The organism is Curtobacterium sp. 24E2, from assembly GCF_016925595.1.
GTDB lineage: Bacteria > Actinomycetota > Actinomycetes > Actinomycetales > Microbacteriaceae > Curtobacterium.
In genome coordinates, this window is the sequence record NZ_CP068987.1 from 1,238,594 (window position 1) to 1,252,463 (window position 13,870).

Here is a 13,870-nt window from a genome sequence, read left to right on the forward strand (position 1 = left end):
ATCAGATCACGACGACGGCCCGGTGACGACGTTCTCCACACCCCCGTAACGTGGGGGATGGAGTACCGGATCCGCCCGTTCCGCGCCGACGACACCGAAGCGGTCGTCGCCCTCTGGGAATCGTGCGGTCTCGTCCGCCCGTGGAACGACCCGCGCCGCGACATCGCGCGCAAGGCAACGGTGCAGCCCGAGCTCTTCCTGGTGGCGGAGTCGGAAACCGGCGGGGTCGTCGCCGCGGGGATGGCCGGTTTCGACGGGCACCGCGGCTGGGTGAACTACCTCGCCGTGCAGCCGGACCTGCAGGGCTCCGGTCTCGGCCGGACGCTGATGGCCGAGTTCGAGCGGCTGCTCACCGAACTCGGCTGCCCGAAGGTGAACCTGCAGATCCGTGCGGGCAACGAGCGGGTGCTCGGCTTCTACGAGTCCCTCGGGTACTCCGACGACCGCACCGTGTCGCTCGGCAAGCGGCTCATCCCCGACGTCTGAGCCCCCGCTGGTATCCGTCCGCGCAGCCGAGTCTCGGGCTGCGCGACGGTTCTCGGGCTCTTCGCCCCGAGAACTGTCGCCCACGCCGAGGCTCGGGGCCGCGTTCAGGCCGACGCGAGTGCCACCGACGCCACGAACGCCAGCGCGATGCCGACCCACTGCGGTAAGGTCAGCCGCTCGTGCAGCACGACCCCGGCAAGCACGACCGTGCCGATCGGGTAGAGCGCGTTGAGCACGCTCACGACGGGCAGGGCGCCCGGGTCGTCGCTCGCGTGCAGCCCCGCCTGGATGCACACGTTCGCCAGGGCGTCGAGGACGCCGCACGCCGCGACCGTCACCAGCAGACGCGGCGGCCACCAGCGGCCTGGAGGCACGGCAGACCCCGCGACGCCGACCGACGCTCCGGGGTCTGCCGCGCCTCCAGACCGCGCCCCGCGCCCGGCACGCACCGTCACCACGAGCGCCGCCGCGCCCAGCAGCACCGTCTGCAGCACCCGCGCGACCACGAGCGGGTGGACGCCCGCGCCGGGCGGTGTCATGTCGTAGGCGAGCACGATCCCGCCGAACCCGCACCCGGCGACCGCGGCCGCGACCACCCCACGCACGGTGAGGCGTGCACCGGAGGTGTCCCGCACCGCCGCCACCAGCACCACCGCGACGACGGCCACGACCACCGCGGCGACGGCCAGCGGTGACAGGACGGTCCCGCGGGCCACGGCCACCAGGACCGGGACGACGGCGGCGAACACGGCGGTCAGGGGTGACAGCACGCTCATCGGGCCGATCGCCAACGCGGCGTAGAGCAGCAGGACCCCGACCGCGCCGGACAGTCCGGCGACGGCGCCCCAGAGGGTGCCCGTCCACGACGGCGTCCCCCGAGCACGGCCAGTCCGACCAGCAGCGGCACGATCCCGATCGCCGCGGCGACGGCGGTGACCGCCACCGGACGGATCCGCCGCGACGCGAGCCCGCCGAGGAAGTCGGCGAAACCGTAGACGACGGCTCCGGTCAGGCCGAACAGCACGGTGAGCACGGGTCCCATCCTGCCCGGCCCGGTAGCCTGCGGGGCGTGAGTGTTCTCTACCACCGCCTGCCCCGTGTCGACGCACGATGGAGGTGGTGGCGCCCGCTGGTCGCCCTCGCGTTCCTCGCGGGCTGGTACTTCGCCTCGCAGGTGCTCATCACCGTGGCGTACTTCATCCCCGTTGCAGCGGTCCAGGGCGAGACCGGCGTGTTCGACCTGCTCGACGACCTGCAGCGCGGAGCCCTGGACCCGACCGATCCGCTCGTCCTGTCGCTGTTGCTCGTGTCGCTGGTCATCCTGCTGCCCGGCATCCTGCTGGCGGTCAAGGTCGCACGCCTCGGACCGGGCAGCATCCTCACCTCGACGCGCTTCCGGGTGCGGTGGGCGTGGACGGCGTGGTGTCTGCTGCCGACCCTGGTCATCGCGGCGATCATGTTCGTGGTGCAGACCGGTCTCTTCTGGGACGGCGGGATGATCACGACCGACGGCGGTTTCGCCTGGAACCACGCTGCGATCGGGGAGTCGACGGTGTCCCTGGGCACCCTCACGCTGACGATCGTCCTCGTCGTCCTGCTCGTGCCGTTCCAGGGTGCGGCCGAGGAGTTCATCTTCCGTGGCTTCCTCATGCAGACGATCGCCTCGTGGATCCCGCGACGCACCGGCACGATCATCGCCGTGGCGGTGTCGACCGTCGTCTTCGCGGTGCTGCACATCCCGAACGGCTACAACGTCTGGGGCATCCTCGACGTCGGTTCGTTCGGCCTGATCGCGGCGATCATCGTGCTCCGCACCGGTGGTCTCGAGGCCACCGTGCTGCAGCACGCCTTCAACAACATCATGATCTTCGTGCTGCAGGCGCCCGGCTGGTCCGGGATCGACCTGGCCTCCTCGGACGCCAACGGCACGCTCGGCGGCTGGCTCGTCACCCTCGGCACGTCGCTGTTGTTCTGGGGCATGGTCGAGCTCCTGGCGTGGTGGCGGAAGCTCGACCGGACGTTCGCCGGACACCAGGCACCGCGGTTCCGCGGGACGCCGCCGGTCTGGGCGGGCGGCAAGCGCTGGCTCGGCCCGGCGGGCTCGGGCTGGGCCGCCGCGCCGGCTCGTGCCGACGACGTCGACGCAGCCGCCGCGGACACAGCCGCCGCGGACACAGCCGCCGCGGACAATGCCGCTGTGGACAGTGCCGTGGGTGTCGCCGGTCGCCCGTAGGCTCGTGGCATGAGCACCGCGCCCGCGCCCGCCGCCGTGTCTGCCTCACGAGCCGCAGCGCTCGACGTCTTGCACCGTGTCTGGGGCTACGACGACTTCCGCGGCGAGCAGGCGGCGATCATCGACCAGGTGGTCGCCGGCGGCGACGCACTGGTGCTCATGCCCACCGGCGGTGGCAAGTCGCTCTGCTACCAGGTGCCCGCGCTCGTGCGCGACGGCGTCGGGGTCGTGGTCTCGCCGCTCATCGCCCTCATGCAGGACCAGGTCGACGCCCTCGCGGCGAACGGGGTCCGCGCCGTCTTCCTCAACTCGACGCAGGGGCCCGACGAGCGTGCCCGGGTCGAGCGCGCGGTCGTCCAGGGCGAGGTCGACATGCTCTACCTCGCACCCGAGCGGCTCCGGCTCGAGTCCACGCGCGCGCTCCTCGACCGGGCGCGCGTGTCCCTGTTCGCCATCGACGAAGCGCACTGCGTCGCCCAGTGGGGCCACGACTTCCGGCCGGACTACCTCGAGCTGAGCGTCCTGCACGAGCGCTGGCCGACCGTGCCCCGGATCGCCCTCACCGCCACGGCGACCCCGCAGACCCACAAGGAGATCTCGGCGCGGCTCGGCCTCGACGACGCCGCACACTTCGTCGCCGACTTCGACCGCCCGAACATCCAGTACCGCATCGAACCGAAGACCGGCGCGCTGCAGCAGCTCCTCACCTTCATCCGCACCGAGCACAGCGGCGACTCGGGCATCGTCTACTGCCTGTCGCGCAAGTCGGTCGAGCGGACCGCCACCGCACTGGCCGAACAGGGCATCCAGGCGCTGCCGTACCACGCAGGGCTCGACGCCCGGGTGCGAGCGCGCAACCAGTCGACCTTCCTGCGCGAGGACGGCATCGTCATGGTCGCGACGATCGCCTTCGGCATGGGCATCGACAAGCCCGACGTCCGGTTCGTGGCGCACCTCGACCTGCCGAAGTCGGTCGAGGGGTACTACCAGGAGACCGGGCGTGCCGGACGCGACGGACTGCCCTCGACCGCGTGGCTGGCGTACGGCCTGAACGACGTCGTGCAGCAACGACGGATGATCGACCAGTCCGAGGGCGACGCCGCACACCGTCGGCAGCTCAGCGCCCACCTCGACGCCATGCTGAGCCTGTGCGAGACGATCGAGTGCCGTCGGGTTCGGCTCCTGGCGTACTTCGGGCAGCCGTCGACGGCCTGCGGCAACTGTGACACGTGCATCGCCCCGCCCGAGTCGTGGGACGGCACCGTGCCCGCGCAGAAGCTGCTGTCCACGGTCGTCCGGCTCGAGCGTGAGCGCGGCCAGCGGTACGGCGTCGCCCACCTCGTCGACATCCTGGTCGGCAAGCAGTCCCCGCGGGTGCAGGAACTGCAGCACGAGTCGTTGGCGACCTTCGGCATCGGCTCCGACCTGTCCGACGGCGAGTGGCGCGCGGTGGCCCGACAGCTGCTCGCGCAGGGCTACGCCGCGGTGTCCGGCGACGGCTTCGGCACGGTCGTCCTCAGCCCGACGAGCGCCGAGGTCCTGACCGGCAAGGTCCAGGTGCGGATGCGTCGCGACCCGGTGAAGGCGCCGCGAGCGAGCCGGTCGTCCCGCCGGACCGTGGTCACCGACATGCCCCAGCAGGCGGTCGGCTTGTTCGAAGCGCTCCGGGTCTGGCGTGCTGCGCAGGCGCGCGAGCAGGGGTGCCGGCGTACGTGGTGTTCAACGACGCGACGCTCCGCGGCATCGCAGCGGTGCGTCCGGCCGACGTCGACCAGCTCGCCGAGATCTCCGGGGTCGGTGCCGCGAAGCTCGAACGGTACGGCCGCGCGGTGCTCGACGTCGTCGCGTCCGAGGCCGTCTGACCCCACGGTCGGACCTGCATGCCGCCGTGGGCATGTACCGCTCGCAGGCGTGATTACACTCGGGAGTTCGCCGTCACGACGAGGAGGCCCGGTGTCCGGTTCGACCAAGTTCGCCACCGTGCTGAGCCGCGCAGTGGTGACCCCGCTCGCGCGGATGCTCTGGCGACCGAAGATCATCGGACGCCGCAACGTTCCCAAGCGCGGAGCGGTGATCCTCGCGAGCAACCACCGCTCCTTCATCGACTCCCCGGCGATCACGTTGATGGCGCCGCGGAAGGTCGCCTTCCTCGCGAAGCAGGAGTACTTCACCGGCACCGGGTTCCGTGGCGCGGTGTCGCGGGCGTTCTTCGGCGGTATCGGTGCGATCGGCGTCGAGCGCGGCGCGGGGGCAGCGGCGCAGCAGGCGCTCGACCTGGGGCTCGCGCGGTTGAACGAGGGCGAGGCCTTCGCGATCTACCCCGAGGGCACCCGATCCCTGGACGGCCGGATCTACAAGGGCCGCACGGGTGTGGCCTGGCTGGCCCTGACGAGCGGCGCGCCCGTGGTGCCCGTGGCGCTGACGGGGACCCAGGACGTGCAGCCCGTCGGCTCGAAGCTGCCGAAGCTCGCCAAGGTGACGATCGAGTTCGGGAAGCCGATCGACCTGTCCTCGTTCGGTGAGGCCTCGTCCGGACGCGCGCGCCGTCACGCGACCGATGCGGTGATGGCGGCGATCCAGGAGCTCAGCGGGCAGGAGCCGGCGAACACGTACAACAACCCGCCGGCGACGATCGTCGAGCGGGTCAAGCGGGCGCTGCAGCCCGATGACCCGACCGCGGCTGCCGTCGACCCCGACTGATCGCGTTCTGTTCGGTCACTATTGCACATCTGAAATATCGATGGTTGAATGAGAGACGTGCCGCACGGCACGCATCTCCGACGGGTCGCCCGCAAACGGCCCGCAACCACGACTCAGATCGGACGGTCAGCAGCATGTCCTCCACCCCGCTCTTCGACTCCATCGCCCAACGACGCGACCAGCCCGAGGCGCCTGTGCCGACCCCCGCCCGTGCAGCAGCCGCCGCCGCACCGACCTCGCCGATGACCGCTCCCGTCCGAGCCGGTGACTCGACCCTCGTGCCCGCGGCCCTCGTCGCCGCGATCGACGACATCCCGGTCCGCGTCACCCCGTCGGTGGTCACCGAGCTCCGCGTGCAGCCCGAGCAGCTCGTCCTGGTCGAGACCGTCGCCGACGCCATCACCCGAGCGGTCGTCGACGCCGTCGCGACCGAACTCGACCGGATCGCCCGCGACGGCGTCGTCCGCGCCTGAGTCGGCGGTCCCCGAGCGATGACGACGCCCACCGACGGACTCCCGCTGCGCCCGCGCGGTGCCGAACGGCGGGCCGCGAACCGCTCCACCACCCGCCGACCCGAAGCGTCCGTGCGGCGCCGTGCTGGTGACGGCACGCGCCCGGACGCTCCCAGAGCCGCCGGGGTGACGGTGTCCCCTCCCGTCACCCCGGCCTCCACCTCCTTCTTCCGCAGTTCCGTCCGGCGTGCCCTGCCCGCGACGGCGACAGCGGCGGTGACCTGTCTCTTCGTCGCCGTCGGCTCCCCGCAGACCGCGATGGCGTCGACCCCGTCGCCGAGCACTCCCGTGCTCGGTGTGCAGCAGTTCGTCGCCGACGGCTCCACCCGGCTCTCCGTCGACCGCGACGGTTTCTCGATCGGCAGGGCTGCTGCCGCCCAGGCACGTGCGACCACCGTCGGCTCGTCGGACGCGGCGGCCCGCCCCACCGCGGGGAGCGTGCCGGCCGCCGGTGGGTTCGGCTCGCGCTGGGTGACCGGGTGCTCCGCTTGCTCGACGAACCACCAGGGCATCGACTTCGCGGCTCCGATCGGCGCCACCGTCGTGGCGGCGATGCCCGGCAGTGTCGTCTCCGCCGGCGTTCTGGGCGGGTACGGCAACCAGGTCCTGCTCCAGCACGCCGACGGCACCCAGACCCGGTACGGCCACCTGTCGGCGATCGGGGTCCGACCCGGTCAGGTCCTGTCGGCCGGCCAACGCCTCGGTGCCGTCGGCAACACCGGCGTCTCCACCGGGGCACACCTGCACTTCGAGGTCATCGTCGACGGGGTCCCGGTCGACCCCGCCACCTGGTTGCAGGCCCGCGGGCTCCTCTGACAGCGACGACGGTCGAGCGCGTAGCGTCGGGAACGTCGGGGCACGAGCCGTGGCAGGACGGAGACGTACGTGCGAGTGACGGTGTTGGGGACCGGGGCGATGGGTGCCGGCGTGGCGGGATCACTGCTGCGCGAGGGGCACCAGGTCACGGTCTGGAACCGGAGTGCTGACAAGGCTGCACCGCTCGGTGAGCACGGTGCGACGGTCGCCGCGGACCCGGGTACGGCCGTCGAGCACGCCGAGGTCGTCCTCCTGACCCTCTTCGACACCGAAGCCGTGATCGACGTACTCGAACAGGCCGCCGGAGACGCTCCGACCAACGCTGTGTGGGTGCAGGCGTCCACGATCGGTGTCGACGGCACCGAGACCGTCGTGCAGCTCGCCGCGAAGTACGGCATCACCCTGGTCGAGGCGATGATGCTCGGCACGAAGGCCCCGGCCGAGCAGGGAAGCTCACCATGTTGGCCGCGGGTCCCGCTGACGAGGTCGACCGGGTCGTCCCCGTGCTCGACGCGATCGGCGCCAAGACCGTCCGTGCCGGCGAGCGGGTCGGCGACGGGACCGCGCTCAAGCTCGCGGCCAACGCCTGGATCGCCTCGATCACCGCCGCCACGGGGCAGTCTCTCGCCCTCGCCGCGGCGCTGGGGCTCGACCCGCAGCTGTTCCTCGACGCGATCGACGGCAGCGCGAGCGACTCGGCCTACGCGCACACCAAGGGCGCGGCGATCATCGCGGGGAGTTCCCGGCGCAGTTCGCGCTCGACGGGCTGCGGAAGGACATCGGCCTGATCGCCGAGGCCGCGCGGGCGAACGACGTGTCCACGACGCTCCTCGATGCCCTGGGTCGCGTCTACGCCGACGCGAGTGCGGCCGGGCACGGGGGCGACGACATCGCGGCGGTCGGCACCGCCTTCTGAGGCGACGCGTCAGTCGCGGCGGAAGAACCGTCGCAGCCGTGCCGTGAGTCGCCCCACGGCCTCGTCGTTCATGGTGTTCGCCAGGTCGAAGGCCTCGCGTGTCGGATCGGCCCCGCCCTGGATCCGACGGAGTGCGGCGTCGGCGCGGGCCCGGGAGTCGAGTTCGGCGAACGGCATGTCGTCCTCGGGGTCGTGCGTGCCGCGAGGGTCCATGGAGAGCAGGTTACGCGCGGCGGACGGCGCGGGCGCCGGCGTCGACGTCGTCCACCACGCGGACCATCTCGTCGAGGAAGTCCACGACGACGGCCATCTCGTCGGTCGGCAGGTGCTCGGTGACCTCGAGGGCGCGGGCGTCGAGTTCCTCGATCACGCGCAGAGCGTGGCGCATGGACGTCCCCGTCGCGGTGAGGATCACGCCGCGGCGGTCGATCGGGTCCTGGTGTCGCTCGACGTGGCCGCTGCGGACGAGTCGGTCCACGAGCGCCGAGGTCGACGCCGCCGTGATCTCGAGGCGTTCGGCCAGGTCCTTGGCGTTGACGGTCCGGCCGTCCTGCTCGGCGTCGATGAGGACCCGCAGTGCGAGCAGTGCGTTCTCGCCGATGCCCAGGGCTTCACGGGCCCGACGCTGCGCGGCGCTCTCGGCGGTGCGGTAGCGGCGCAGGGCGTTCAGCACGTCGACGGCGGTGACCGGGGAGTCCTCGTACCAGAACCCCGCGGTGCTGGTCAGGACCTCGGACGTCATCCTGCAATGCTAGACGCTCTAGTTAGATTGTCTAGCGAGGGACCGTGATCGCGGCGGAGACCCAGGTGTGTGCGCGGACATCGGACACTGCAACACCCGTGACGCGGCTCCGAAACACTCCCGCAACGCCCGCTGGTTAGGTTCTGGGGATGCAGGAGCAGCCGTGCTGAGCCGACTCGCGGGGAACGTCTTCCACGTGGGGAGCGCGGTCGAGCGCACCGACGTGGTCGCACGCCTGCTCGACGTCTACGTCGCCCGGCGTGAACCCGGCACGGTCGAGGACGACCGGGCCGTGGCAGCGGAGCTCCGTTCGGTGGTGGGGACCGCGGGGCCGGCGAACGACGCCGACCGTGCCGCGACGATCGACGCCCTCGCGCTGGACCGGCACGAGCCGGCGTCCATCGCCGCCGCGGTCGCCGTCGCGCGGGACCACGCCCGTCGAGCCCGCGAGGTCGTCTCGAGCGAACTCTGGGACTGCCTCGACGTCACCCGTTCACGCATGCCGCGCAAGATCGCCCCGGGCCGCGCACACGAGTTCCTCGGCTGGGCGCGGGAACGCAGTGCACTCGCCATCGGCGTGGTCGAGGGGGACGCCAGTCGCGACGAGGTCTGGGAGTTCTTCACCCTGGGCCGCTCCCTGACCCGGGTCGCCTCGACCGCCCGCTTGCTCGCCTCGGGGCTGCTCGAACCGGACTCGGTCACCTCGTGGACGGCGGCGCTCCGGGCCTGTGGCGCGGGCGAGGCGTTCCTGCGTGGCCGGGACCACCATCCGCTGCCGGACGACGCCGCGGCGTTCCTGCTCCTGGACGAGCACAGTCCGCGGTCGCTGCGGTTCACCGTCCGACGGGCCGCCGAGTGCCTGGCCGACGTGGCACCGTCCTGCGTCGCAGAGGAGGTCGCGGCGTTCTCCGCCGCCCGCGACCGGCTCGAGGCCGTTCCGGCGGACGCAGCCCTCGGCGTCGTCGGCGACGCCGGCGGGCGGCTCGCCGCAGCCGCGGACCGCATCGCTGCGGCGCTCGACGCGCGCGTCTTCGCGGTGACCGAACCCGCGCACTGATCGCGGCCCTGGACCGGACCGGCGGCGGCCGGGAGGCCCGTGGCGGGCCCGACCCGTGCCTCCCGTCCGCCACGCGAAAGCGTCAGGGACCCGCCAACGGTTCGCGGAGATCTGTCGCGTTCGTGAGACGGACGCTGCCGCGTGACAGCGATCTGTCGCGTTCGCGGAGTGGACGCGTCAGACGGCGCTGGAGCGGTCGGCGACGGCTTCTTCGCGCTCGAGCTCCTGGCGGAGCGCGGCACGCGAGGCGCGAGTGCCGACCACCGGCATCGCGTGCGTGACCGCGAGGTGCAGGCGGGTGTCCGCGTCGTACCGGAGCCGGAGGTGCTGGAAGCGGACGAGCCAGACGATCGCGATGGCGAGCGCGACAAAGCCCGACGCCGCTCCGACCGCGATGGCCCAGCGGGGGCCCCACGCGTCTGCGATGGCACCGACGATCGGGGCGCCGATGGGGGTGCCGCCGGCGAAGATCGCCATGTAGAGCGCCATCACGCGGCCGCGCATCGCGGGCTTCGTGGTGGTCTGGACCAGGGCGTTCGCGGTGGTCATGAAGGTCAGCGCCGCGAGTCCGACGAACACCAGGACGAATGCGAACGTCCAGTACGTGGGTGCGAGGGCGGCAGCCGTGCAGGCCAGGCCGAAGCCTCCGGCGGCGAGCACCAGCGTGCGCATCCGCGGCTTGTCCCGGCGGGCGGACATCAGCGCGCCGAACACCGATCCGATCGCCATCACCGAGTTGAGCAGGCCGAACTCGCCGGCGCCCTGGTGGAACTCGACGCGCGCCATCGTCGAGGTGAAGATCGGGAAGTTCACGCCGAACGTGCCGACGACGAAGATCATGCAGAGCACGACGATGATGTCCGGCCGGGTCCGCACGTACCGGAAGCCGGCGACGATCTGCCCCTTGCCACGGCCGGCGTGCACCCGCTCGGCGAGCTGTGCGGGGTCGACGAAGCGCAGGGCGATGAGGACCGCCAGGAACGAGCCGGCGTTGATGACGAACACCCACCCGGAGCCGATGGCGGCGATGAGCACGCCGGCGACCGCGGGACCGATCAGGCGGGCGGCGTTGAACGATGCGGAGTTCAGCGCGACGGCGTTCGCGACGTTCTCGCCCTGCACGACGTCGGAGACGAACGCCTGCCGGATCGGGGTGTCGAACGCGGCGACGATGCCGAGCGCGAGGGCGAAGCCGTACAGCGCGAGGAGCGTCGCGGTGTGCGTGAGGACCATGACGCCGAGGCCCAGCCCGAGCAGGCCCATCAGCGCCTGGGTGAGCATGAGCATCTTGCGACGGTCGAAGCGGTCGGCGGCGAGCCCGGTCAGTGGGAGGAGCAACAGCTGCGGGCCGAACTGCAGCGCCATCGTGATGCCCACTGCGACGGCGTCGTTGTCGGAGAGCTGGGTCAGGACGATCCAGTCCTGGGCGGTGCGTTGCATCCAGGTACCGACGTTCGACACCAGGGCACCGGCGAACCAGATGCGGTAGTTGCGTCCGGCGAGGGAGCGGAACATGGCGGTCACTGCTGGGCCAGCCTCCTCATGATCTCGGTGGCGTCGGCGAGGGTGGCGCGCTCGACGGGGGTGAGTGCGGCGAGCCGCGGCGTGAGCCAGCCGTCACGGCGGCGCCGGGTCTCCTCGACGAACGCGGCTCCGGCGGGGTGGCGCAGAGGACGACCTTGCGGCGGTCGTCGTCGTGGCCGCCCTTGGACACCAGGCCACGCTCGACCAGCACTGCGATGGTCTTCGTCATCGAGGGCGGGGTGACGCCGTCCTGGCGGCTCAGGTCGGCGAGGGTCATCGCGCCGTCGCGGTGGAGCCGGGCGAGCGCCGCGAACTGGGCGTCGGTGACGGTCGTGTCGGCCTTCTGCGCGCGGAGCGTCCGGGACAGCCGGTTCACGGCGATGCGGAGGTCGGTGGCGTCGGTCACAGGTCGTTAGCCTAGCTCATTAGTTCAGCGAACGAACTGGTTTTCGGGTGTACCGTAATCCTGGACAACAGGTGTTGTTCAGAGAGAGGGAATCATGTCCGAGTTCGAGGGCAAGGTCGCCATCGTCACCGGTGGTGGCAGCGGCATCGGCGAGTCCGTCGCGAAGGAGCTCGCCGCGGCGGGTGCCACGGTCGTCGTCACCGACATCAAGCTCGACGCTGCCCAGCGGGTCGCGTCCGAGATCACGGAGGCCGGCGGCACCGCCAGCGCGTTCGAGGCCAACTCCGCCGTCGCCGCCGACAACGAGCGCATGGTCCAGTACGCCGTCGACACGTACGGCGCGCTGCACCTCGCCGTGAACAACGCCGGCATCGGCGCCGCCCCGCAGAAGATCGGCGAGTACGACATCGCCGCCTGGGACCGCGTCCGTGCGGTCGACCTCGACGGTGTCTTCTACGGCCTCCGCTACGAGCTGCCCGCGATGGTCGCCGCCGGCGGTGGCGCGATCGTGAACATGGCCTCGGTGCTCGGCACGGTCGGCATCGCGCAGAACGCCGCGTACGTCGCGTCGAAGCACGCCCTGGCCGGCCTGACCAAGGTCGCCGCGCTCGAGTACTCGGCGCAGGGCGTCCGCACCAACGCCGTGGGCCCGGGCTTCATCGACACCCCGCTGCTCCGCAACGCCATGACGCCCGAGGCCATCTCGGCGCTGGAAGAGGAGCACGCCACGAAGCGTCTCGGCACCGACAAGGAGGTCGCCGCGCTCGTCCTGTTCCTGCTGAGCGACAAGGCCTCGTTCATCACGGGCAGCTACCACCTGGTCGACGGCGGGTACAGCGCGCACTGACGTCGGTCGGCGCACCTGGTCGAAACGGGCGTACCTGGTCGGAAGTTTCGACCAGGTACGCCCGTTTCCGTTTCCCAGCGTGGGTGCGATGGGAAGGAACGTACTAGTGGAACTGGGGGATCGTGAGCCAGATGCCCGCCAGGACCGCGGCGACACAGACCGCGAAGCACAGGACGGCACCCGCCAGTGCTGCCGGTGGCGTGTGCCCGGACCGCGGGGTCTCCTCGGAGTACTGGGTGCGCTCGCCGCCGGAGTCGAGCGGTTGCCCCGTGCCGAGCAGCCGCAGGCCGAGCGTGTAGACGAGCACGATGCCCACCGCGGCCACGAAGCCGACGCCCGCGACCAGGCCGATGCTCGTGAAGTCGATCTCCATCGTCGATCCCCTCAGTTCTGCGCGCCGGCCGGCTGCGGCTCGGCCTGGTCGGTGGGTCCGGTCGATCCGGCGGCGACGTCGTCGTGCGAGATCGGCTTGCGCTTGGCGAGGATGTAGAAGGTCAGCCCGCCGGCCAGGGCGAGCACCGCCACCAGCACGAGGCCGACCGCCGAGGTCGAGGCGAGCCAGGTCGCCAACCCGCCGACCACCGCGGCGGCGGGCAGCGTGATCACCCACGCGACGACGATGCGGCCGACGACCGACCAGTGCACGTCGGCGAGCTTCTTGCCGAGCCCGGACCCGATCACCGAACCGCTGGTGACGTGCGTCGTCGACAGGGCGAAGCCGAGGTGCGAGGAGATGAGGATCGTCGCGGCGGAGCTCGTCTCGGCCGCGAAGCCCTGCGGCGACTGCACGTCGGAGATCTTCTTGCCGACCGTCTGCATGATCCGCCAGCCGCCCGTGTAGGTGCCGAGGCCGATCGCGAGTCCGCAGGCCAGGATCACCCAGAGCGCCGGGCCCGTGCCGCTGTCCTGGTAGTTCGCGGCGATGAGCGTGAGCGTGATGACACCCATCGTCTTCTGCGCGTCGTTGGTGCCGTGCGCGAGCGACACCAGCGACGCCGAGACGGTCTGGCCGTGCCGGAAGCCCGTCGCCGCACCGTGCGTCGTGGCGTTCTTCGTGAGCACGTACGCCAGGTAGGTCGCCACCAGGGCGATGACCCCGGCGATGACCGGGGAGAGCAGCGCCGGCAGCACGACCTTCGACACCACCGTCGCCCAGTCCACCGAGTTCAGCCCGGCACCGATGATCGATGCGCCGATCAGCCCGCCGAACAGCGCGTGCGTCGACGACGAGGGCAGCCCGAGGTACCACGTGGCGAGGTTCCAGAGGACCGCGCCGACGAGCCCGGCGAAGATCATCGTGGGGGAGATGTGGGCGCCGTCCTGGCCCTCGCGGATGATGCCCTGCGAGACGGTCTTGGCGACCTCGGTGGAGAGGAACGCGCCGACCACGTTGAGGACGGCGGAGATGAGCACGGCGGTCCGGGGCTTGAGCGCCCCGGTGGCGACCGACGTGGCCATGGCGTTGGCGGTGTCGTGGAACCCGTTCGTGAAGTCGAACACGAGGGCCACCACGATCACGAGCACGACGATGACGAGGACGTCCATGCCGGGGACGGTAGGCCCGCCCCGAAGCCCCTGCGTGAACGCCGGATGAACAGGTCCGTGGGGGTGCCTGTCTGCGAGGATGTTCA

General features: G+C 71.5%; 16 protein-coding genes and 2 pseudogenes. 10 read left to right on the top strand and 8 right to left on the bottom strand.

Annotation, left to right across the window (positions count from 1 at the left end; translation table 11 throughout):
• The first annotated feature begins 57 nt into the window (after positions 1-57).
• Positions 58-486, top strand: coding sequence for a GNAT family acetyltransferase (locus JN350_RS06230; RefSeq protein ID WP_205463944.1), 429 nt, complete (start codon positions 58-60; stop codon positions 484-486).
• A 104-nt stretch (positions 487-590) separates the two neighbouring features.
• Here the strand turns inward: JN350_RS06230 and JN350_RS06235 are convergent, their stop codons facing one another.
• Positions 591-1,262: an EamA family transporter gene (locus JN350_RS06235; RefSeq protein ID WP_205463945.1), complete on the bottom strand. Its 672-nt coding sequence runs from the start codon at positions 1,260-1,262 to the stop codon at positions 591-593.
• Positions 1,259-1,519, bottom strand: a complete 261-nt coding sequence (locus tag JN350_RS06240) for a hypothetical protein (protein ID WP_205463946.1) — start codon at positions 1,517-1,519, stop codon at positions 1,259-1,261. The genes JN350_RS06235 and JN350_RS06240 overlap by 4 nt, the downstream gene beginning before the upstream one ends.
• Positions 1,520-1,555: 36 nt before the next feature.
• On the opposite strand from JN350_RS06240, the gene JN350_RS06245 reads away from it, so the two are divergent.
• The 7 genes and pseudogenes from JN350_RS06245 to JN350_RS19070 all read left to right on the top strand — a co-directional run bounded on the left by JN350_RS06245 (position 1,556) and on the right by JN350_RS19070 (position 7,535).
• Positions 1,556-2,719 (top strand): CPBP family intramembrane glutamic endopeptidase, encoded by a 1,164-nt coding sequence (locus JN350_RS06245; RefSeq protein WP_205463947.1) that lies wholly within the window; start codon positions 1,556-1,558, stop codon positions 2,717-2,719.
• A 9-nt stretch (positions 2,720-2,728) separates the two neighbouring features.
• Positions 2,729-4,581 (top strand): annotated as a pseudogene (recQ, locus tag JN350_RS06250) (DNA helicase RecQ).
• Positions 4,582-4,735: 154 nt separating this feature from the next.
• Positions 4,736-5,419 carry a lysophospholipid acyltransferase family protein gene (locus tag JN350_RS06255; protein WP_240347692.1) on the top strand — a complete coding sequence of 228 codons (684 nt, stop codon included), beginning with the start codon at positions 4,736-4,738 and terminating at the stop codon, positions 5,417-5,419.
• A 134-nt stretch (positions 5,420-5,553) separates the two neighbouring features.
• Positions 5,554-5,892: a hypothetical protein gene (locus tag JN350_RS06260; RefSeq protein WP_205463949.1), complete on the top strand. Its 339-nt coding sequence runs from the start codon at positions 5,554-5,556 to the stop codon at positions 5,890-5,892.
• 18 nt (positions 5,893-5,910) lie between these two features.
• Positions 5,911-6,747: a M23 family metallopeptidase gene (locus JN350_RS06265; RefSeq protein ID WP_205463950.1), complete on the top strand. Its 837-nt coding sequence runs from the start codon at positions 5,911-5,913 to the stop codon at positions 6,745-6,747.
• Between the two features lie 99 nt (positions 6,748-6,846).
• A pseudogene (locus tag JN350_RS19065) lies at positions 6,847-7,140 on the top strand (NAD(P)-binding domain-containing protein); the annotation flags it as partial.
• A 65-nt stretch (positions 7,141-7,205) separates the two neighbouring features.
• A complete protein-coding gene (locus JN350_RS19070) occupies positions 7,206-7,535 on the top strand; it encodes an NAD-binding protein (protein ID WP_240347582.1) in 330 nt (109 codons plus the stop codon).
• A 137-nt stretch (positions 7,536-7,672) separates the two neighbouring features.
• Here the strand turns inward: JN350_RS19070 and JN350_RS06275 are convergent, their stop codons facing one another.
• Together JN350_RS06275 and JN350_RS06280 are read right to left on the bottom strand one after the other, a co-directional pair.
• Entirely contained in the window at positions 7,673-7,876 is a 204-nt protein-coding gene (locus JN350_RS06275; RefSeq protein WP_205463951.1) for a hypothetical protein, read from the bottom strand.
• Positions 7,877-7,886: 10 nt separating this feature from the next.
• Positions 7,887-8,405, bottom strand: coding sequence for a MarR family winged helix-turn-helix transcriptional regulator (locus JN350_RS06280; RefSeq protein ID WP_111085535.1), 519 nt, complete (start codon positions 8,403-8,405; stop codon positions 7,887-7,889).
• A gap of 163 nt (positions 8,406-8,568) precedes the next feature.
• On the opposite strand from JN350_RS06280, the gene JN350_RS06285 reads away from it, so the two are divergent.
• Entirely contained in the window at positions 8,569-9,462 is an 894-nt protein-coding gene (locus JN350_RS06285; protein WP_205463952.1) for an alpha-E domain-containing protein, read from the top strand.
• Positions 9,463-9,639: 177 nt separating this feature from the next.
• Here the strand turns inward: JN350_RS06285 and JN350_RS06290 are convergent, their stop codons facing one another.
• Complete coding sequence (locus tag JN350_RS06290) at positions 9,640-10,986, bottom strand: MFS transporter (protein ID WP_374114445.1); 1,347 nt, start codon at positions 10,984-10,986, stop codon at positions 9,640-9,642.
• Positions 10,987-11,002: 16 nt separating this feature from the next.
• Entirely contained in the window at positions 11,003-11,392 is a 390-nt protein-coding gene (locus JN350_RS06295) for a MarR family winged helix-turn-helix transcriptional regulator (RefSeq protein WP_205463953.1), read from the bottom strand.
• 94 nt (positions 11,393-11,486) lie between these two features.
• Between JN350_RS06295 and JN350_RS06300 the strand changes: the two genes are divergently transcribed.
• Positions 11,487-12,239 carry an SDR family NAD(P)-dependent oxidoreductase gene (locus JN350_RS06300; RefSeq protein WP_205463954.1) on the top strand — a complete coding sequence of 251 codons (753 nt, stop codon included), beginning with the start codon at positions 11,487-11,489 and terminating at the stop codon, positions 12,237-12,239.
• Between the two features lie 103 nt (positions 12,240-12,342).
• On the opposite strand, the gene JN350_RS06305 is transcribed toward JN350_RS06300, so the two are convergent.
• Together JN350_RS06305 and JN350_RS06310 are read right to left on the bottom strand one after the other, a co-directional pair.
• Positions 12,343-12,612, bottom strand: coding sequence for a hypothetical protein (locus tag JN350_RS06305; RefSeq protein ID WP_205463955.1), 270 nt, complete (start codon positions 12,610-12,612; stop codon positions 12,343-12,345).
• 11 nt (positions 12,613-12,623) lie between these two features.
• Complete coding sequence (locus JN350_RS06310) at positions 12,624-13,784, bottom strand: inorganic phosphate transporter (RefSeq protein WP_205463956.1); 1,161 nt, start codon at positions 13,782-13,784, stop codon at positions 12,624-12,626.
• Between the last annotated feature and the right edge of the window lie 86 nt (positions 13,785-13,870).